Consider the following 19,937-nt stretch of genomic DNA (forward strand, 5'->3'; position numbering starts at 1 on the left):
ATGGCCCATCAAGATCAGGTTGCCGTCACGCCGGTTACCAGCCGCGTCCGGAGTCTACCCAGAAGTTCACGGACAGCGACGTGGACACTGACTCTACCTGGTGGAACCAGCCCTCGGGCAGGAACAGCAAGTCGCCGGCCTGCAACACCACGCGCAGGAAGGGCACCTTAAGGGCTTCGGGGAAGCGCTCGTAGTCGGGGGCATCGGGGTTGAAATCGCAGCCGTCCAGGCCGCCCTTCGGGCTGGTTGACCAGGTGCCCAGTGCGGCGCGATGGTGCGGTGCTGCCAGAATGAACGATTTCTGCCCCCAGACCTGGGCGAACAGGTTGTCAGTGTCATCCCGGTGCAGGGGTGTAAGGGTGCCTTTGGGACCGATCCAGATGCGCGGTGGAATGAAGCGCTGGCGATCGAAGTAGTCCGGGTAGCGGATCAGAGCCTGCAGCTTTTCCGGCACGATATTGTTGCCCATGTAGGCGGGCGGCTCGCCGGGCTTGGCCGGCTTGTCGAGCGAAGCGATGAAGTCGGCCATGGAGGTGGCGCGGAAGTCGCGGTCGGTAGAGAAGGTCTTCTTCACGTAGTCACCATGCCGGGTGATGCCCTGTAGCTCGGCAAAGTGGGCCAGCGAAGCGTCACGGCCCATGGTGAACAGCGGCCAGTCGCCAAGGGCGTCGCTCAGCACCACTGGCACGCCCGTTGAAAGGTGTTCATGGTGAAACCGCGACGGCGGCATTTCGGCCCGTGACAGGCGTTGTACCTCATGCAGCACGGGTTGGGCTGCCGAGACCTCCTCGCTGTAGCGTCCTGGCGTGGGGTAGCGCTGGTTCATTGCTGCCTTGCTGGTGGTCGCGCCTTGCCGCGCGCTGCTGATAACCTGCGGCAGCAGGGTCGCCAGGCCCATGTTGCCGGTTATTTTCAGGCGTCCACTGGCGAAAAGCTCCTCTACGTCGACAGCGCCCGCCATGATGCCGAGGAAGTCATCTTGAGCCACTTCGATCGTGACATCCGGAGCCTCATGCCGGCCACCCCCCGTGCAGGGGTTGTCGCATACCTCGGACCAGTAGGCGAGTCCCTGGCCGAAGTCGAACTGGAACACGCCCTCGATGCCGACGGCATGGGCATTGACGAACAGTTTTTCGAGTATGCGCTGAAGGTCCACGGTAAGCCTCGTCGGTTGTCGTTGTGCAGGATTGGCATGGGCGCGTGTGGCCGGGCAGGGGTTGTCAGGCGCGCAGGCGCTGGCGCAGTACTTCGACCAAACGGTCGATTTCCGCTTCGGTATTCAGCAAACCCGGCGCAGTGCGCACCACTGGCCCGGCATCGCGCGAGACGGCGTCGACGATGATGCGTTGGCTAGTCAGGTACCTGGCCAGCGCGTCGGCGTCCTGGCCTTTACCGCGAAAGAAGGTGAAGCCCGCCGAATGGGTGCTGCTGCGCGGCGTCACCAGCTCGATGGCAGGCAGGCTTTCCAGCTGTTGCTTCAGGTAGTCGTTGAGGGCGTGGATGCGTGCCTGCACGGCAGCCTTGCCGGTTTGCAGGTGCAGTTCGAACGCCTTGCCCAGGGCCCAGCGGTGCTCGAAGGCGTGGTAGCCGCCCGGGCTCATGATGGTGGCGAAGTCTTCGTTTTCCGAGAAGGTGGCGATGCTCGGTTGCAGCTGCCCCAGTGCCGAGGATGCGGCGCAGATGATGCCTGTCCCGCGGGGGCCGAACATCCACTTGTGGGTCCCGGATATGAAGTAGTCGCAGTTCAGGTCGGCGAAGCGCATGTCCTCGACGCCAAAACCGTGAACCCCGTCGATGACATACAGGATATGGTCGCGTTCGTCCCTGTTCTGATTGACCTCGCGTACGAGCGCACCGATTTCGCCAACCGGCAGTTTCACCCCGCTGCCCGAATGTACCCAGGTCATGCCCAGCACGCGCGTTTGCGGGGAAATGGCGGCCCGCACGGTGCCCAGCACCTGGTCGGTGCTCACCTTCCAGGGTTGCTCGAACAGGCGTAGCCTGCGTACCGGGTTGCCATCGCGGGCGCTGCGGTAGTTCATGGTCTGCCGTGCGGCGGAATGCTCGTGCACCGTGGTCAGGATTTCCTGGCCGGGCGCCAGCTTGATGCCGCCATAAATCAAACCCAGGCCCTCGGTAGTGCTGCCCGTCAGGGCAATCTGGCGTGGCGCCACCTCCAGGTAGCGTGCCGCCCATTGGCGTACCTCAGCCTCATGCTTCCACTCCGACTGGGCATCCCAGTCGACCATCAGCGCCGGGTGACGGTCGAAACGTGCACGCAGGGCCTCGATGGCTTCGCGTACCGGCCTTGGATGAGAGGTGATCAGAAAGTTGGCGAAGTGCGCATAGTTTGGGTCGAGTTCGAACAGGCGGCGAAAATCGGCCCATCGTTGGTTGCCGGCGCTCGGTATCGGCGTGGCGGCCTCGGCAACGGGTAGCAGATGGCTGGCGAGGGGCAGGCCGGCGGCGAGGATGCCGGCCCTTTTGAGAAAATTGCGGCGGTCGTTCATAAAGGTGCCCAATGGCTTAGCGCAGAGAAGTGTCGGTACCGCGGGCGGCGCTCTGTACCTGTGCCCAGACGCGCAGGAAGTTGCCACCCCAAAGCTTGGCGATGTCGGCTTCGGAGTAGCCGCGGGTAATGAGTTCGGCCGTTACGTTGCGTGCTTGGCTGGCGTCGTGCCAGCCGTCGATGCCGCCGCCTTCGTTGAAGTCCGAGCTGATGCCTACGTGGTCTATGCCGATCTTGCGCACGGTGTAATCGATGGCATCACCGTAGTCCTTCAGGGTCGCTGGCGGCTCCTGTTCGAGGATTGCATAGAGTTCGTTGGCATATTGCCCGACCTTCTGCTCGGGCCAGCCGGCTATGACCGGGTCGCCAGGCATCAGCGCGTAGTTCAGGTCAGCCAGTGGCGGCAGCGCGTAGCGGGCACGCAAGGCATTGAGCTTTTCCTGGGTCTGCGCGCTGAGCGGCTTGAGGTAGCTGGAGAACGCGACCAGTTGCACGACCCCGCCGCCTTCCTTGATCAATTGCATTTCCTTGTCGGACAGGTTGCGGTTGATATCGACCATGGCCCGTGGTGCCGAGTGCGACGCCACCACCGGAGTACGGCTGAGCTGAATGACCTGGTTCAGCGCCTTGCTGGACATCTGCGAGACATCGATGATCACGCCCAGGTCATTGAGCCGCTGTACGGCGCGCTTGCCGATGGGGGACAGACCCTCGAGCGCGTCGACAGTGTCATTGAAGAACGGCAAGGGGCGAGACGAGTCGGCCCAGCTGTTGTTGCCGACGTAGCTGAAGCCGAACATGCGCACCCCGCGCGCCGCCCAGCGGTCGAGCTGGTCGATATCGTCCCCCAGCGCATACGCATTGAGCATGCTCAGGAACACCGCGAACTTGCCTTCGCCGTGCAGGCGCCGCATGTCCTGTGGGGTGTAGGCGATGGCGACGCGTTCGGGGAAGTCGCGCACCATTGCGGTGATGGCGTTGTAGCGCACTTCCTGGGTGTGGCGGGCGGCCTCTACGAAGCCTGGTGTGGGGCGATGCGGGCTGTTTGCGCCCGTCCAGGATTCGGGCCAGGCAAAGATGGTCAGCGCCGCGCCAGACAACCGCCCTTGGGCAGCCTTGGCCAGGTCGAAGCGGCCCGGCCCGTCCTTGTCGGCTTCGCTGCCTTCGTTGCCGAAGTCCAGCGGCAAGGTGACATGGCTGTCGAACGAGATGATGCGTTCCTGCAAGTCGTTGGCTTGACGAACGACTTCCCGGGCGTAGCCGCCAGGGGCCGCGAAATGGTACCAGGCAGCCAGACCGGCACCCGCGGCGACTGCCGCAGCCAGGCTGATGTACAGGGCTTTTTTCCAGCGTGGTGTCGTCATCTTGGTCTCGGTAGGTTCGCCGTCGAGGGAGGGCACAGAGGCCGTCGCTACCTGGGGTGAACGAGTCGACACGGAGGAAATTTAGCCGCCCCGGCCGCGGCGTTAAATTTCAGTGCAGGTACAACGTTCTAGCCTTGGACGGGCCGTGCTCCATGGCCGCAATGAAGGCGCAGGTAGTTGCAATGACGATTTCTCGACGCGGGTTCATCGCTGCTGTGGCATTGACGGGCGTAGCGGTACCCGGAGCGCTGTATATGCAGCGCCAGCGGGATGCCGAGGCGTTTGCGGAAACGCCTGGCGAGGCTGTTGTCGAGTTGGCCGATACCCGCCTGCAGCAGCTGGGCGACACCCTGCGGGGCATCTGGCGCTGGACTGCACATGGCAAGGATGCCCAACTGCTGGGTTTGCCCGACGGGGAGCTGGAATTGTTTCTGGATGTCGCCAGCAATGGCCGGGGGCTGCGAGGTTACCTGGACACCGCCGAACGCCTGCGCAGTGAGCAGGAACCCCGTTATCGGGTCATGGGTGACTTGCTGACGGACAAGCCCGGGATGTTGCGCTGGCGGCTGTTTTCAACCGAGCCCGGTGCAGGGCAGGCGCGCTATGAATGCCATGTGGTGCTCGATGAGGTCTGGGGCGCCTATGGCAATGCCGGGCCGGCAACGCTCAATGGTCGTATCTCGGCCCTGGACCGCGCCCTGTCTCTGCCTGTTCTGGACAACGGCTTCCTGGCCTTGAAGCGGCCTTTCCCGGAGGCTCGCGAACGTACGCCGCTGTCGCCACAGCTGCTGGCTTGGCTCATTTCGCCGGAGCATCGGCTGTTCCACCAGCTATGGCACGCATCGCGGGACAAGTGGCACAAGCTGGAAGAGGACAAGCAATCCGCCCTGCGTGGCTTGGGCTGGCAACCCGGGCCGCGTGGCCAGGAGCGTGATGCGCGTGGCCGGCACAAGGATCGCAACGGTTCCGGAGAGGACTTCCTGTTCATGCACCGGCACATGCTTGGCAGTGCCAGGGCCCTGCAGGACCTGCCTTCGTGGACGCGGTTCCCGCTGCCTCAGCCGGAGCTCGAGCGTGACCGCATCGGTTTCGCCCGTTACTTCGACAACCACGACGGCAATGCCTTGCCACCGACCTGGCTGGCCCATGACGACCAGGAGTACACCCAGTGGGTACGCGACATCAAAAGCCCGGATACCTTCCACGGCAACTTTCAGGTCTGGGAGTCGCGCTACAGTGATCCGGAATACCTGAGCAAGCTGACCTTGGGGCAGTTCGGCTCAGAACTGGAGCTGGGCCTGCATGACTGGTTGCACATGCGTTGGGCGGCGGTGCCGCGCGACCCGTCCAACGGTATGCCGGTGCCTGCTGCACGTACCCCGGGTGATTTCGCTGAGCGCTGGTTCGAAGCACGCAACGATTTTCTCGGCGACCCGTTCTCGTCACATGTAAACCCGGTGTTCTGGCATTTTCATGGCTGGATCGACGACCGAGTCGACGATTGGTTTCGAGCCCATGAGCGGGTCCACCCGGGTGAGATCCGCCGCTTGCAGGTGAACGGCGTGCCCTGGTTCGCACCCGGGCGTTGGGTGGCGGTGGCTGACCCGTGGCTGGGTCCCGATACCCATGGCTGTTCGACGGTGCCGGGCTTGCGGCCCGGTCGAAGCGTCGAAATGGACCCGGAAACCATGAAGCTGGCGTTGCGCATCATTTATGGCAACGAAGACCTCTTTGCCCGGCTGCAACCACGGGTGCCGCAGCGCCCCTGGTATGCCCGCAATCTCAAGGTTGTGCGGCCGTCGGGCTGACGGTGAGCACAGCGCAGGTGTACGTTGCTGAGAATCATTATATTTTGTAAGATCGCACGCTGATATCACTCAGTTCTGCATCTGCCCCAGCGTGGGTGTGCAGACGATTCCAGGTGTGTTTGTGGAACGTTACTATCGTGAGTTGGTGAGTTTCCTGTCCGCGCGCTTGGGTAACCGTCAGGCGGCAGAGGATGTTGCCCACGATGCCTACCTGCGGGTACTGGAGCGAACGGACAACGGGCAGATCGAGCATCCGCGCGCATTCCTGTATCGTATCGCCCTGAACCTGGTGATCGACCGTCATCGTCGCCATCTGGTGCGTCAGGCCGAACCGCTTGAGATACTCGACAGTGATGAGGGCGGGCATGTGCCGGCGCTGTCGCAGGAACTGCAGCTCAACCAACGCCTGGCCCTCATGCAGCGGGCGCTTGACGAACTGACCGGCCCCTGCCGCGAATGCTTCCTGCTGCGCAAGATCGAAGGCCTTTCACATCTGCAGATCGCCGAGCGGCTGGGCATCTCCCGCAGCCTGGTGGAAAAGCACATCGTCAATGCCATGAAGCACTGCCGGGTGCGCATGCGGCAATGGGAATCCTGATTGCCAGGTTAAAGGCAAATGCAAATTCCGTCAGTCAATCACTTGATTTATGCGGCTTTCCCGACTTCTATCAAAGAAGACCGTTGCCGGGCATGGCCTTGGCATTAGCCGTTACTGGCGCAGTAGGGTCATGGAGCGTGCCCATTATCCAATGGCCCAGGTCCGACCATGGTAAACAAGACCCTGCGCATTCTCATCGCCGATACACACCCGTGCCAGCGCCTTCAGCTGGAGCGGTTGCTCAATGGTTTGGGCTATTACCGGATAGCCCCAGTGGCCAGCTTCGAGGAGCTGCAGCGCCTGGTGCAGTGCGCCTTGCAGCCCTTTCACCTGTTGCTGGGCAATATCGAGCTGGCCAGCCATTGTGGCGTCGATCTGGAGCGCTTCTGCCGTGTCAGCACACAGATCCAGCATGCCCTGCTTTACCATTCCAGCCAGTTGAAAGTGCCAGCAGTGCCGCAGGCCGAGCGCCAGGCGGTCAGCCTGAGCCTGCCTCAGGCGCCCGATAACGAGGCGCTGGAGACGTTCATGGCAATCATCGACGCACCGATGGTGGTCGGCAGGCTACCGCTGCCGGGCACCCTGCCGGCCAGTACAGCGCGGCCACGGCCGCGAGCCAACTTTGCGCATACGGTGTTCAACCGCTAGCGGTACCACCGGCGGGGCAATCGGGCAGCTATTTGTTATGCTCTTGCCCTTTGCCGATCTGCGGACCCTGCCATGACTGCCATCGATACCGCTCGCCCGCCCCGGTTCAGCCGCGGCGACCATCGGACCCTGGGCCTGGCGGCGCTGGGTGGCGCGCTGGAAATCTACGACTTCATCATTTTCGTGTTCTTCGCGCTGACCCTCAGCCAGCTGTTCTTCCCGCCCGAGATGCCCGAATGGCTGCGCTTGCTGCAAAGCTTCGGAATCTTCGTCACCGGCTATCTGGCGCGGCCGCTGGGCGGCATCCTGATGGCGCACTTCGCCGACCACCTGGGGCGCAAGCGGGTATTCAGCCTGAGCATCCTGATGATGGCCCTGCCGTGTCTGCTGATCGGGGTGATGCCGACCTATGCCGACATTGGCTATGCCGCCCCGCTGATCCTGTTGGCCTTGCGCATCCTCCAGGGGGCTGCCGTAGGCGGTGAAGTGCCAAGCGCCTGGACGTTCGTTGCCGAGCACGCGCCCAACGGGCGGCGCGGTTATGCCCTGGGCTTTCTGCAGGCCGGGCTGACTTTCGGCTACCTGCTGGGGGCGCTGACCGCCACCTTGCTGGCGCAACTGTTCACCCCGCAGGAAATCCTCGATTACGCCTGGCGCTACCCGTTCCTGTTGGGTGGGGTGTTCGGTGTGGTGGGTGTGTGGCTGCGCCGCTGGCTCAGTGAAACACCGGTGTTCCTCGCCCTGCGCGCGCGCCAGGAGCAACCTGTGACGTTTCCGCTGCGGCAAGTGCTGGGCGAGCACCGCCGGGCGTTGATCCCTGCCGCGTTGCTGACCTGTGTGCTGACCTCGGCGGTGGTGGTGCTGGTGGTGATCACGCCGACGGTGATGCAGCAGCGCTTCGGCATGACTGCCGGGCATACCTTCGCCCTGAGCAGTGTGGGCATCGTCTTCCTCAACATGGGCTGCGTGCTGGCCGGGCTGCTGGTCGACCGTGTGGGTGCCTGGCGCGCGCTGATGCTGTATAGCCTGTTGCTGCCGCTGGGTATTGGCGCGTTGTACGCCAGCCTGGTGGGGCAGTGGGGCATGACCTGGCTGGCCTATGCGCTGGCGGGGTTGAGCTGTGGCGTGGTGGGGGTGGTGCCCTCGGTGATGGTGGGGCTGTTCCCGGCGCAGATCCGCGTATCGGGCATTTCCTTCACCTACAACGTGGCCTACGCACTGTGGGCCAGTACCACGCCGTTGGCACTGATTGCGCTGATGCCGTGGAGCCCGTGGGTGTGTGTCGGGTTTTGTCTGATCATGGGCGCGGTGGGGCTGCTGACGGCCTTGTATTTCGGGCGTCGTGAGCCATTGGCGTTTGCGGCTGAGCCGATGCCGGTCATGTGTGGCGACAAATGAGCCGGTAACGGCTGCGGGGCATTGGGGCAGACTTCCAGGTGGGGGCTATTGGAATAACCTATTAGCCAAATTTAACCTGGAAGGTTAATTTCTCATGGAAAAGAGAATGCCTCATTGCCCGCTGGAGCGGGTAAAAGCCCTGGCTGCGGCAAGGCGAATCCGCCCTACGGGTGCTGCATTGAAAGGCGCCAAGGCGCTGGGAATGGATTTTCCGGGCATGCTTGAGGTGATCACCAGCTTGAAGCGCACTGATTTCTACAAGAGCATGACCAGCCATATTGACCACCGGGTTTGGCAGGATGTGTATCGCCCGCTTACAGCAATTGGGTACGTTTATTTGAAATTGTCCGTGGTAGACGACGTGCTCATCGTGTCTTTCAAGGAGTTGTAACCATGAGATGTCCAATATGCGGCGGCTCGGAGCTTGCACCTGACATTCAGGGCATGCCCTATAGCTACAAAGGCGAGATGACAGTGATCCCTGAGGTAAGTGGCGATTACTGCTCCGCATGTGGTGAATGTGTACTGAGTCATGATGAAGCCATGCGCGTCAGTCACTTGATGACGGCATTCGAGCGCCAGGTCAACGCAAATGTTGTGGATCCTTCCTTTATTGCCTCCATACGCAGAAAGTTCGACCTCGACCAGCGTGAAGCGGGGGAAATCTTCGGTGGTGGGGTCAATGCGTTCTCCCGTTATGAAAACGGCAAGACCACCCCGCCAGTGGCGTTGGTGAAACTGCTCAAGCTGCTGGATCGCCATCCAGAACTCTTTGAGGAAGTGCGTACTGCCTGATAATGGCAGCCAACAAAAAGCCCCCGGCTCATGAGAACCGGGGGCTTTTTGTTGCCGCAAGGGCAGGGGCCTTACATGTTCGGGTAGTTCGGCCCGCCAGCGCCTTCAGGGGTGACCCAGGTGATGTTCTGGGCCGGGTCCTTGATGTCGCAGGTCTTGCAGTGCACGCAGTTCTGCGCGTTGATCTGGAAACGCTTGTTGCCGTCTTCCTGGGTGACCACTTCGTACACGCCGGCCGGGCAGTAGCGCTGGGCTGGCTCGTCGTACAGCGGCAGGTTGCTGGCGATCGGTACGCTCGGATCGGTCAGCTTCAGGTGGCAGGGTTGTTCCTCTTCGTGGTTGGTGCTGGAGAGGAATACCGAGCTGAGCTTGTCGAAGCTGAGCTTGCCGTCCGGTTTCGGGTAGTCGATCTTTTTCGAGTCGGCGGCCAGCTTGAGGCAGGCATAGTCCGGCTTGGTGTCGTGCAGGGTGAACGGCAGCTTGCCACCGAACCAGTTCTGGTCGACATAGTTGAACGCCGCGCCCAGCAGCGGGCCGAACTTGTGCATGGCCGGGCCGAAGTTGCGGCTGGCGAACAGTTCTTCGTACAGCCAGCTCGCCTTGAAGGCGCTGACATAGCTGTTCAACTGATCACCGCCTTCGCTACCGGCGATCAATGCGTCGGCCACTGCTTCGGCAGCAAGCATGCCGGACTTCATCGCGGTGTGGCTGCCCTTGATCTTGGCCACGTTCATGGTGCCCAGGTCGCAACCGATCAGCGCGCCACCCTCGAAGACCATTTTCGGCAGCGAGTTGATGCCGCCCTTGGCCAAGGCGCGGGCGCCGTAGCTGATGCGCTTGCCGCCTTCGAGGTACTGGCTGATCACCGGGTGGTGCTTGAGGCGCTGGAATTCGTCGAACGGCGACAGGTAGGGGTTGGCGTAGGACAGGTCGACGATCAGGCCGACCACCACCTGGTTGTTTTCCAGGTGATAAAGGAACGAGCCACCGGTGTTTTCCTTGGCCACCACGTCCAGCGGCCAGCCGGCGGTGTGTACCACCAGGCCCTGTTCGTGCTTGGCCGGGTCGATTTCCCAGATTTCCTTCAGGCCGATGCCGTAGTGCTGGACGTCGGACTCGCTGTCGAGGTTGAAGCGTTTGATCAGTTGCTTGCCAATATGGCCACGGCAGCCTTCGGCGAACAGGGTGTACTTGGCGCGCAGCTCCATGCCCGGGGTGTACAGGCCGTCCTTGGGGTTGCCTTCACGGTCGACACCGAGGTCGCCGGTAACGATGCCGCGGACCACGCCGTTGTCGTCGAACAGCGCTTCCTGGGCGGCGAAGCCCGGGTAGATCTCTACACCGAGGTTTTCGGCCTGCTGCGCCAGCCAGCGGCACAGGTTGCCCAGCGAGATGATGTAGTTGCCATGGTTGTGCATGGTCTTGGGCACGAACAGGTCAGGCACCTTGGTCGCGCTGCCGGCATCCTTGAGCACGTAGATGTCGTCGCGCTTCACTTCGGTGTTCAGCGGTGCGCCGAGCGCTTTCCAGTCGGGGAACAGCTCGTTCAGGGCGCGGGGCTCGAACACTGCGCCAGAGAGGATGTGGGCGCCGACTTCAGAGCCTTTCTCCACCACGCAGACGCTGATTTCGCTACCGGCTTCGGCGGCCTTCTGCTTCAGGCGGCAGGCGGCGGACAGGCCCGCCGGGCCGGCGCCGACGATGACCACGTCGAATTCCATGTATTCGCGTTCCACTGGTTCTCTCCTACTCATCAAGGCTCGTGCTGTTGCTTTGTCTTATGGGTGCGGGGCATTCGCAGCGGTTCTACGCAACGGCGGAACTGTAGCTGGGCAAATGACGGACTACACCGTTTTGTCTTGGCCGCGCATTATATCTACACCACTTGGCGGGTCCAATACAAACGTTTGTTTGAATTTGCCGCAGGCCAGTAAAATCACAGGAACGCGGCTGGAGGGTGACCGATTTGCCGTATTGACCGGAATGGGTGTTACGGTCAAGATACGAGCGGTTTTACGTTCGCCGTAGGCTTGCAGCCGGGCGCAGGTACACCTCTAAAGACCAGGTGTGGAGCAGGGTTTTGCGGGCTTAGGCCAGTTTGTAGTGGAGTTTACACGCCACGACAGGAAATGACCCGTGAGGATTTGTCGCAAGAGTCCGAACAAGACTGTTTGGTCACTGTGAAGTTGCTGCCTCCCGATACGTTTTTAGAGGTGCCCTTGTACCCACGCGCATCGCTGGGCTCTGCCCCAGGCGACTATCTATTCACCGGAGAGTAACGAGGAATCCATGAAGGTTCTTGTAGCTGTCAAACGAGTGGTCGACTACAACGTCAAGGTTCGCGTCAAAGCGGACAACTCCGGCGTCGACCTTGCTAACGTCAAGATGTCCATGAACCCCTTCTGCGAAATCGCCGTCGAAGAAGCCGTGCGCCTGAAGGAAAAAGGCGTTGCGACCGAGATCGTCGTCGTTTCCGTCGGCCCGACCACTGCCCAGGAGCAACTGCGTACCGCCCTGGCCCTGGGTGCCGACCGTGCCATCCTGGTAGAAGCCGCTGACGAACTGAACTCCCTGGCCGTGGCCAAGGCGCTGAAGGCCGTTGTCGACAAGGAGCAGCCGCAGCTGGTCATCCTCGGCAAGCAGGCCATCGACAGTGACAACAACCAGACCGGCCAGATGCTGGCCGCGCTGACTGGCTTCGCCCAGGGCACCTTCGCTTCCAAGGTCGAAGTTGCTGGCGACAAGCTGAATGTCACCCGTGAAATCGATGGCGGCCTGCAGACCGTTGCGCTGAACCTGCCCGCGATCGTCACCACCGACCTGCGCCTGAACGAGCCACGCTACGCGTCGCTGCCGAACATCATGAAGGCCAAGAAGAAGCCGCTGGAGACTGTTACTCCAGACGCACTGGGCGTTTCCCTCGCCTCCACCAACAAGACCGTGAAGGTTGAAGCCCCGGCTGCCCGCAGCGCGGGCATCAAGGTCAAATCGGTGGCCGAACTGGTCGAGAAGCTGAAGAACGAAGCGAAGGTAATCTAAATGACTATCCTGGTTGTCGCTGAATACGAGGCCGGCGCCGTAGCCCCGGCCACCCTGAACACTGTCGCTGCAGCCGCCAAGATCGGTGGTGATGTGCACGTCCTGGTCGCTGGCCAGAACGTCGGTGGCGTTGCCGAATCCGCTGCCAAGATCGCCGGCGTTGCCAAGGTGCTGGTGGCTGATAACGCCGCCTACGCCCACGTCCTGCCGGAAAACGTCGCGCCGCTGATCGTCGAACTGGCCAAGGGTTACAGCCATGTGCTGGCCCCGGCTACCACCAACGGCAAGAACATCCTGCCACGTGTTGCCGCGCTGCTGGACGTGGATCAGATCTCCGAGATCATCTCGGTCGAGTCCGCCGACACCTTCAAGCGCCCGATCTATGCGGGTAACGCCATTGCTACCGTGCAATCGAGCGCGGCCATCAAGGTGATCACCGTGCGTACCACCGGCTTCGACGCCGTGGCCGCCGAAGGTGGCTCGGCTGCCGTCGAGGCTGTTGGCGCTGCGCACAACGCCGGCATTTCGGCTTTCGTTGGCGAAGAGCTGGCCAAGTCCGATCGCCCAGAGCTGACCGCAGCCAAGATCGTCGTTTCCGGCGGCCGTGGCATGGGCAACGGTGACAACTTCAAACACCTGTACAGCCTGGCCGACAAGCTCGGCGCCGCCGTCGGTGCTTCGCGCGCCGCGGTCGACGCAGGCTTTGTGCCGAACGACATGCAGGTCGGCCAGACCGGCAAGATCGTTGCGCCACAGCTGTACATCGCCGTCGGTATCTCCGGCGCGATCCAGCACCTGGCCGGCATGAAAGACTCCAAAGTGATCGTGGCGATCAACAAGGATGAAGAAGCGCCGATCTTCCAGGTGGCTGATTACGGCCTGGTTGCTGACCTGTTCGAAGCGGTGCCGGAGCTGGAAAAGCTGGTCTGATCCGCCTGCTTCACTTATAAAGAACCCGGCCCTCGTTTTGAGGGTCGGGTTTTTTTATGGCTTGAGGGGTGAGGGATGACGTTGCGCGGAACGGGCAGGGTGCTGGCATGTGTGGCGCTGTTGGTGTCACCACTGGCCATGGCCGCAGGCAAGTGCGAGCGCCTGGTGGCGACCGGCAGCCCTGATGCGCCGCCCTATTCGTGGCAGGACCCGAAAGACCCGAAGCACCTGATCGGCGCCAACGTTGACCTGTTGCGCCAGGTGGCGGAAGAGCTGGGTGTGAAGGTCGAGGTGCTGAGTGCCGGTCGCCGTGATCAGGCGCTGGAAGAGGTGCGCAGCGGGCGCATGGACCTGCTGCTCGACACCCCCATGCAGGTGGAGCAACTGACCGCGCTGGACTACATCCATCCGCCGTTGCAGCTCAATGAGTACCTGGTGTGGACCCGCCACGATGCAGCGGTGACCTTTGATGGCCCGGCCGATCTGGCCAGGTACCAGGGCAGTTTGTCCGAGCGTGCGCGCCTGACCCCGGCCTTTACTGCGTTCGCCAAGGCCCAGCTCAAGCTGGTGCCGGCGCAGAACCTGACCCAGGCGTTCCAGAAACTGGTACTCGGCCAGGTGGATTATGTGCTGGCTGGCCGTTACTCCGGTATGGCCATGGCCCAGAGCCTGGGTATGAGCAATGACCTGATAGCCCGCGGCTTGCCGGTGGACAGGCCGGGCCTGTACCTGGCGCTGTCGCACAACTCGGCGTGCAATGACAGCTGGTTGCGTGGGCAATTGGCAAAAAAACTGACAGAATTGCCGATCTCTGGTGCATCCGAAGCTGTGCTGCAACGTAATGTCGAGCGCTGGAAAGCGCAGTTGCACGTGCCTGCGGACGCCCCCAAACACTAGGAAGATTGCGTGAGAACCCAACCACTAATCCTCGCCCTGGCCGTGCTCGGCCTGGCTGGCTGCGCCAATGATCCGGCCCCTGACGAGCAGATGCGCATTTCCGAACAGGCTCTGGACCAGGCCAAGGCCGTCGGCGCCACTGAGCAGGTAGAAACGCTGAAACTGGCTGAAGACAAGCTGGCCCGCGCCAAGGCCAACATGCTTACCCAGGACTATCGCGATGCTCGCATGCGCGCCGAGCAAGCCGAGCTGGATGCGCGCCTGGCCGAGGCCCAGGTGCTGAACCAGAAGAGCGAAGAGCAGTTGCAGGTGCTGCAGTCGCGGGTCAAGCGCTTGCGCAAGCAACTGGAGGTGCAGCCATGATCCGTCGTACGCCTTTGGCTGCACTGGCATTGTTGGCGCTGACGGCAGGTTTGCAAGGTTGCGCCAGCCAGCGCAGCAGTGCCGCGCTGGATGAGGCCACCGTTGCCTTCCAGGGGGTCAAAGATGATTCCGATGTGCTGCGCAGCGCGCCGCGTGACGTGATTCGGGCGGGTGAATCGCTGGCTCGCGCCGAGCGCCTGTCCAGTTACATCGGCACCGGTTCTGATGTGCGGCATTATGCTTACCTCAGCCAGCGCTACAGCGAGATTGCCCGCGAGCATGCCAAGCTGGCGCTGAACCAGGAGCGCCAGGCCAAGCTGGACCTGGAGCGCCAGCGCCTGCAGTTGGCCTTGCGTGAGGCCAAGCTGGCCAGCGTGCAGCAGCAGGGCAAGTGGGTCGAGTCGCAGATTGCCGCGTTGGCTTCGGAGCAGGCCGATCGTGGCTTGGTGATGACCTTGGGCGATGTGCTGTTCGATACCGGCAGCGCCGACCTGAAGAACTCGGCCAGCCGTACTGTGCTCAAGCTGGTGCAGTTCCTGCAGCTCAACCCGCGCCGGGTAGTGCGTATCGAGGGCTATACCGACAGTACTGGCGCGGGCGAGGAGAATCTCAAGCTGTCGCGCGACCGGGCGCAGTCCGTGGCCGACATGCTTGTGGACCTGGGCATCGATGAAAAGCGCCTGCAGGTTGAGGGCTATGGCGACCAGTACCCGATCGAGGCCAATGCTTCGGAGCGGGGCAGGGCGCAGAACCGTCGAGTGGAGATCGTATTCTCCGATGACAAGGGTCGGCTCGCGCCAGTGCGCTGAGTCTTGTCGAAACGGGCCGCTTTGCGGCCCGTTTTATGTCGGTTTAATCGTTTCGATAGCGGTCACGCTGTTGTATTGTCGACTATGTTGCAATCTGTCCCAGTACACTTTGCAACTGTTACGGTATTCTCTACCGTCAGTGACCCGTACAAGAATAACGAGCATGTCGACATGACCAACCTGCTGCTGTACCAGCGTATCGCCCAGCAACTGGCCGATGATATCCGTCGCGGCGTCTACCAGCCAGGCGAGCGGGTACCCTCCGTGCGCAAGATGAGCGCCCAGCTCAACGTCAGCCATGCCACGGTGTTGCAGGCCTATGCCAATCTTGAGGACCAAGGGCTTATCCGGGCGCGGCCGCAGTCTGGCTATTACGTGCACCAGACCCCTGCCTTGACCGCGCAAACCCCGGACATCGCCCGGGTGGAGCGCCCCGGCCTGGTCACGCGCGCGAGCATCATCCAGCAGGTGCTGACTGAGGCGCGCCGCGATGGTGTGTTCCCGTTTGGCGCTGCAGTGCCGCATGTCGACTACCTGCCAGTGCGCGCCCTGCATCAGCAAATCGCCAAGGTGACGCGCTTCCACAGCCCGCGCGCCTTCAGCTACATGTTCAGCCCCGGTTTCGAGCCGCTGCGCCGACAGATTGCCATACGCATGCGCGATGCCGGCGTGCTGGTCGACCCGCGCGAAGTGATCGTGACCCATGGGTGTGTCGATGCCCTGCAGATGTCGCTGCGGGTGCTCACCCGCCCAGGTGACCTGATCGCCGCCGAGTCGCCGACCTATTACGGCTTGCTGCAGCTGGCTGACCTGCTGGGTTTGAAAGTGATCGAAATCCCCAGTGACCCGTCCACCGGTATCAGCCTCGAAGCCTTGCAACTGGCGGCTAACCAATGGTCGATCAAGGCGCTGGTGCTCACTGCGCGCTTGAGCAACCCGCTGGGCGGCACCGTTCCCGAAGAGCGGCAAAAGCAATTGCTGCGCCTGGCCTCGGACTTCGATATCCAGATCATCGAGGATGACATCTACGGTGAGCTGATGTTCGAGCAGGGCAAGACCAAGGCGCTGAAGGCGTTCGACCGGCTGGACCGGGTGATCTACTGTTCGAGCTTCTCCAAGACCCTGTCCCCTGGGGTGCGGGTGGGCTGGATGATCGCCGGGCGTTACCAGGACGAGATTCAGCGCCTGCAGACGTTTACCACCCACTCGGCCTGTAGCGTGACGCAGATGGGCGTGGCAGCCTACCTGGAGAATGGCGGCTACGATCGGCATCTGCGCTACATACGCCAGGAATATCGCAAGAACCTCAGTGCCTATCAGCTGGCAGTGCAGCAGCACTTCCCCGAGGGTACCCAGATGACCCGGCCGACAGGCGGCTTCATTCTCTGGGTGAGCCTGCCGGGTCGGGTCAATACCCAGGAGCTGCATGTGCGCGCGCTGGAGCAGGGCATCAGCATTGCCCCTGGACTGATATTCAGTAACACAGAGCAGTTCAACCACTGTGTCCGACTCAACTGCGGCATACCTTGGAATAAAGAGGCCGAGCGGGCTGTGATTACGCTCGGTTTGCTGGCGCAGCAGTTGTGCAGGGAGACTGCGGTTACGCTTTTGTAAGGCTTGCAAGCTGCCTGTGGAACAGGGAGCATACGCATTTTTCCTGCCAGTCTGTCCATTTGCCATGAACGTTTTGCGCTGCTTTGTTCTGATCGTGTGCCTTTTGCCGTTTTGCTGCCCGGTCGCCCCTGCCTTGGCTGCGCAACCGGCAAACGAGGTTCAGGCGGCTCAGGGTAAGCACGTGCCAAAAAAGGCGACAGCCAAGCCCGCGCACAAGCCGGTCAGCAAAGCGGTTGCCAAGCCATTGCCCAAGACAGGGCTGGACCTTAGCTTGCCCGTCGAGATGGTCAACAACCTTGAGCCGAATGTGGGCACGCTTTCCCCAATCCAGCGGCGCAAACCTTTGTTGCCGCCCATGTTCACAGAAAAGCCAGAGACCAATGACAGCCCGTTCCAGCTCAATGGCCGGCTGATCAACAACGAAATGCAGCTGCAACTGCGCAATGATAGCCGTCGTGAGGTGGAGGGCGCTGCCATCGATTTCGAGTATCGCCAATAGGCGAGTACTGACTGCTGGGTCACAGCAGATTTCATCGTGCCAGCAATTTCAAACGACTGTTTGAGCGGTTACTATCCAGGGACGTTCGTCCCGTTTTGTTCCAGGGAGTCCTGATTTTGGTGAATAGCCATGAAATGCCGTGAGGGCTGTGGTGCCTGCTGCATCGCCCCGTCCATCACTTCTCCGATGCCGCTAATGCCCAATGGCAAGCCGGCGGGTGAGCGCTGTCTGCACCTGACTGCGGCCAACCTTTGCGACCTGTTCGGCAAGCCCGAACGGCCGGCGGTGTGCGGTGGCTTCAAGGCGGATGCCGAGGTGTGCGGCAGTGATCGTGACGAGGCAATCAGGATTCTTGGCTGGTGGGAGCAGATGACGGCGGCGTGACAGGCTGGATCTTCGACAACAAGGATAAACATGATGAGATCGTTCAAGCGTATTGCACTGCTGTGTGGCATGGGTGTTCTGCTGGCACCGGCGGCCTGGGCCGAGAACTGGCAAGTGGCCAAGGACGAGGAGGGGATCAAGGTATCCCTCAGCGAAGTGGCGGGTTCCAAGTACAAGGCTTACCAGGGTGTTACCTTGATCAAGGCGCCGCTGGCCAAGGTGCAGGCGCTGCAGGAAGACGTGGCCGGTGCCTGTGCGTGGATTCACGAATGCAAGTCGCAGAAGCTGCTCAAGCACGAGGGCGACCAAAGTTGGACCTACACCCAGTTCAATACGCCTTGGCCGGTGACCCCGCGTGATTCCGTGCTGCACATTACGACCGTCAAGGAGGCGGATGGCAGCCTGACCCGTAACCTGAAAGAAGAGCCGACTTACCTGCCGGAAGAGAAGGGTTTTGTTCGGGTGGCAAAAGTCGAAGGCTTCTGGAAGCTGGTGCCCAAGGGTGACAGCACTGAAGTGACCTACCAGGTGCACACCGAGCCAGGTGGTAGCGTGCCGGCGATGGTGGCCAACAAGTTCGTGGTGGATGCGCCGTTCAATACCCTGAAAGGGCTGCGCGAGCGGGCGGAGAAAAACTGAGGTTTTGTGGTGTCTGTGCCGGCCTCTTCGCGGGCTTGCCCGCTCCCACAGGTACAGCGCAGCCCTCGAGATCTGTGCAGTACCTGTGGGGGCGGGCAAGCCCGCGAAGAGGCCGGTACAGGACAAATAAAAAAGGCTGCCCGAGGGCAGCCTTCTTGCGTTCGGCTACTGCAGCTTACTTGCGGTCTTTCAGGTCAACGATGTCGCGCTTCTGCTCACCGGTGTACAGCTGGCGCGGACGGCCGATCTTGTACGGGCTGGAGAGCATTTCTTTCCAGTGCGAGATCCAGCCCACGGTACGTGCCAGGGCGAAGATCACGGTGAACATGCTGGTCGGAATGCCGATCGCCTTGAGGATGATCCCCGAGTAGAAGTCGACGTTCGGGTACAGCGAACGCTCGATGAAGTAAGGATCGGTCAGGGCGATCTCTTCCAGGCGCATGGCCAGTTCCAGCTGCGGGTCGTTCTTGATGCCCAGCTCGCGCAGGACTTCGTCGCAGGTCTGCTTCATCACGGTGGCGCGCGGGTCGCGGTTCTTGTACACGCGGTGACCGAAGCCCATCAGCTTGAACGGGTCGTTCTTGTCCTTGGCCTTGGCGATGAATTTGTCGATGTTCGAAACATCGCCGATTTCATCCAGCATGGTCAGTACGGCTTCGTTCGCACCGCCGTGGGCCGGGCCCCACAGTGCGGCGATACCGGCGGCGATACAGGCGAACGGGTTAGCACCCGACGAGCCGGCCAGACGAACGGTGGAGGTGGAGGCGTTCTGCTCGTGGTCGGCGTGGAGGATGAAGATCCGGTCCATTGCCTTGGCCAGCACCGGGCTGATCGGTTTGATCTCGCACGGGGTGTTGAACATCATGTGCAGGAAGTTTTCCGCGTACGACAGGTCGTTGCGCGGATACATCATCGGCTGGCCCATGGAGTACTTGTAAACCATCGCAGCCAGGGTCGGCATCTTGGCGACCAGGCGCACCGCGGAGATTTCGCGGTGTTGCGGGTTATTGATGTCCAGGGAGTCGTGATAGAACGCCGACAGTGCGCCGACCACGCCGCACATCACCGCCATCGGGTGAGCGTCGCGGCGGAAGCCGTTGAAGAAGGACTTCAACTGCTCGTGAACCATGGTGTGGTTCTTCACGGTGCTGACGAACTGGGCCTTTTGCTCGGCATTCGGCAGTTCGCCGTTGAGCAGCAGGTAGCAGGTTTCGAGGTAGTCGGACTGTTCGGCGAGTTGCTCGATCGGGTAGCCGCGGTGCAGCAGGATACCTTTGTCGCCGTCAATATAGGTGATCTTCGACTCGCACGAGGCAGTCGCCATGAAACCTGGGTCGAAGGTGAAGTGACCAGTGGCCCCTAACCCGCGGACGTCGATTACATCAGGACCAACGGTGCCGGTTAAAATGGGCAGCTCGACGGGGGCAGCGCCCTCGATGACCAACTGCGCTTTTTTGTCAGCCATGTGGCCTCCTATTAATGCTTGAAATCATCAGACAGACCCCCCACGCAGGGCCCGCACCACTATAGAGGGATAAATTCAGATGTCAATTTGCCTAAAGGCTTGTTGAATCAGGCATTCAAGCCTGATTTTTCCCGAAATTCTCGCCCATTTACGCCTTTTGTTCATTAAAGGCAATGCG

At 61.6% G+C, this 19,937-nt stretch carries 20 protein-coding genes; 15 read left to right on the plus strand and 5 right to left on the minus strand.

Annotation, left to right across the window (positions count from 1 at the left end):
* Nucleotides 1–34 precede the first annotated feature (34 nt).
* The 3 genes from AC3WLP_RS19370 to AC3WLP_RS19380 all read right to left on the minus strand — a co-directional run bounded on the left by AC3WLP_RS19370 (nucleotide 35) and on the right by AC3WLP_RS19380 (nucleotide 3,873).
* Complete coding sequence (locus AC3WLP_RS19370) at nucleotides 35–1,156, minus strand: cupin-like domain-containing protein (protein WP_088513744.1); 1,122 nt, start codon at nucleotides 1,154–1,156, stop codon at nucleotides 35–37.
* Between the two features lie 64 nt (nucleotides 1,157–1,220).
* Entirely contained in the window at nucleotides 1,221–2,510 is a 1,290-nt protein-coding gene (gene pvdN / locus AC3WLP_RS19375) for a pyoverdine-tailoring periplasmic protein PvdN (protein ID WP_088513743.1), read from the minus strand.
* Nucleotides 2,511–2,526: 16 nt separating this feature from the next.
* Complete coding sequence (locus AC3WLP_RS19380; RefSeq protein WP_088513751.1) at nucleotides 2,527–3,873, minus strand: dipeptidase; 1,347 nt, start codon at nucleotides 3,871–3,873, stop codon at nucleotides 2,527–2,529.
* A 182-nt stretch (nucleotides 3,874–4,055) separates the two neighbouring features.
* Here AC3WLP_RS19380 and pvdP point away from each other — a divergent pair, with 182 nt between their 5' ends.
* The 6 genes from pvdP to AC3WLP_RS19410 all read left to right on the plus strand — a co-directional run bounded on the left by pvdP (nucleotide 4,056) and on the right by AC3WLP_RS19410 (nucleotide 9,120).
* On the plus strand, nucleotides 4,056–5,681 hold the full coding sequence (gene pvdP, locus AC3WLP_RS19385) for a pyoverdine maturation tyrosinase PvdP (protein WP_017148195.1): 1,626 nt from the start codon (nucleotides 4,056–4,058) through the stop codon (nucleotides 5,679–5,681).
* A gap of 121 nt (nucleotides 5,682–5,802) precedes the next feature.
* Nucleotides 5,803–6,279, plus strand: a complete 477-nt coding sequence (locus tag AC3WLP_RS19390) for a sigma-70 family RNA polymerase sigma factor (protein ID WP_012051715.1) — start codon at nucleotides 5,803–5,805, stop codon at nucleotides 6,277–6,279.
* 168 nt (nucleotides 6,280–6,447) lie between these two features.
* The gene (locus tag AC3WLP_RS19395) at nucleotides 6,448–6,927 is read left to right on the plus strand and encodes a hypothetical protein (protein ID WP_012051716.1); all 480 of its coding nucleotides are present in this window, start codon (nucleotides 6,448–6,450) and stop codon (nucleotides 6,925–6,927) included.
* Nucleotides 6,928–6,999: 72 nt separating this feature from the next.
* On the plus strand, nucleotides 7,000–8,325 hold the full coding sequence (locus AC3WLP_RS19400; RefSeq protein ID WP_012051717.1) for an MFS transporter: 1,326 nt from the start codon (nucleotides 7,000–7,002) through the stop codon (nucleotides 8,323–8,325).
* Nucleotides 8,326–8,419: 94 nt separating this feature from the next.
* The gene (locus AC3WLP_RS19405; RefSeq protein ID WP_010954960.1) at nucleotides 8,420–8,716 is read left to right on the plus strand and encodes a type II toxin-antitoxin system MqsR family toxin; all 297 of its coding nucleotides are present in this window, start codon (nucleotides 8,420–8,422) and stop codon (nucleotides 8,714–8,716) included.
* Nucleotides 8,717–8,718: 2 nt separating this feature from the next.
* Nucleotides 8,719–9,120, plus strand: a complete 402-nt coding sequence (locus tag AC3WLP_RS19410) for a type II TA system antitoxin MqsA family protein (RefSeq protein WP_003254235.1) — start codon at nucleotides 8,719–8,721, stop codon at nucleotides 9,118–9,120.
* Nucleotides 9,121–9,191: 71 nt separating this feature from the next.
* On the opposite strand, the gene AC3WLP_RS19415 is transcribed toward AC3WLP_RS19410, so the two are convergent.
* The gene (locus AC3WLP_RS19415; protein ID WP_012051718.1) at nucleotides 9,192–10,874 is read right to left on the minus strand and encodes an electron transfer flavoprotein-ubiquinone oxidoreductase; all 1,683 of its coding nucleotides are present in this window, start codon (nucleotides 10,872–10,874) and stop codon (nucleotides 9,192–9,194) included.
* A 535-nt stretch (nucleotides 10,875–11,409) separates the two neighbouring features.
* Between AC3WLP_RS19415 and AC3WLP_RS19420 the strand changes: the two genes are divergently transcribed.
* From AC3WLP_RS19420 to AC3WLP_RS19460, 9 genes are all read left to right on the plus strand, one after another.
* Entirely contained in the window at nucleotides 11,410–12,159 is a 750-nt protein-coding gene (locus AC3WLP_RS19420) for an electron transfer flavoprotein subunit beta/FixA family protein (RefSeq protein ID WP_003254232.1), read from the plus strand.
* Nucleotides 12,160–13,089, plus strand: coding sequence for an electron transfer flavoprotein subunit alpha/FixB family protein (locus tag AC3WLP_RS19425; protein WP_010954958.1), 930 nt, complete (start codon nucleotides 12,160–12,162; stop codon nucleotides 13,087–13,089).
* Between the two features lie 75 nt (nucleotides 13,090–13,164).
* Nucleotides 13,165–13,986, plus strand: a complete 822-nt coding sequence (locus AC3WLP_RS19430; protein ID WP_012051719.1) for a substrate-binding periplasmic protein — start codon at nucleotides 13,165–13,167, stop codon at nucleotides 13,984–13,986.
* A gap of 9 nt (nucleotides 13,987–13,995) precedes the next feature.
* Nucleotides 13,996–14,349 carry a DUF4398 domain-containing protein gene (locus tag AC3WLP_RS19435; protein ID WP_003254227.1) on the plus strand — a complete coding sequence of 118 codons (354 nt, stop codon included), beginning with the start codon at nucleotides 13,996–13,998 and terminating at the stop codon, nucleotides 14,347–14,349.
* A complete protein-coding gene (locus AC3WLP_RS19440) occupies nucleotides 14,346–15,158 on the plus strand; it encodes an OmpA family protein (protein WP_088513742.1) in 813 nt (270 codons plus the stop codon). The genes AC3WLP_RS19435 and AC3WLP_RS19440 overlap by 4 nt, the downstream gene beginning before the upstream one ends.
* A gap of 171 nt (nucleotides 15,159–15,329) precedes the next feature.
* Complete coding sequence (locus AC3WLP_RS19445) at nucleotides 15,330–16,772, plus strand: aminotransferase-like domain-containing protein (RefSeq protein ID WP_003254223.1); 1,443 nt, start codon at nucleotides 15,330–15,332, stop codon at nucleotides 16,770–16,772.
* 64 nt (nucleotides 16,773–16,836) lie between these two features.
* Nucleotides 16,837–17,271, plus strand: coding sequence for a hypothetical protein (locus AC3WLP_RS19450; protein ID WP_088513741.1), 435 nt, complete (start codon nucleotides 16,837–16,839; stop codon nucleotides 17,269–17,271).
* 129 nt (nucleotides 17,272–17,400) lie between these two features.
* On the plus strand, nucleotides 17,401–17,655 hold the full coding sequence (locus tag AC3WLP_RS19455) for a YkgJ family cysteine cluster protein (protein ID WP_088513740.1): 255 nt from the start codon (nucleotides 17,401–17,403) through the stop codon (nucleotides 17,653–17,655).
* A gap of 33 nt (nucleotides 17,656–17,688) precedes the next feature.
* Nucleotides 17,689–18,294: an START domain-containing protein gene (locus AC3WLP_RS19460; protein ID WP_029380551.1), complete on the plus strand. Its 606-nt coding sequence runs from the start codon at nucleotides 17,689–17,691 to the stop codon at nucleotides 18,292–18,294.
* Nucleotides 18,295–18,469: 175 nt separating this feature from the next.
* Here AC3WLP_RS19460 and gltA read toward each other — a convergent pair whose 3' ends face one another.
* Nucleotides 18,470–19,759, minus strand: a complete 1,290-nt coding sequence (gene gltA, locus AC3WLP_RS19465) for a citrate synthase (protein WP_012051724.1) — start codon at nucleotides 19,757–19,759, stop codon at nucleotides 18,470–18,472.
* Nucleotides 19,760–19,937 lie beyond the last annotated feature (178 nt).

The sequence above is a fragment of the Pseudomonas sp. FW305-E2 genome, from assembly GCF_058782925.1.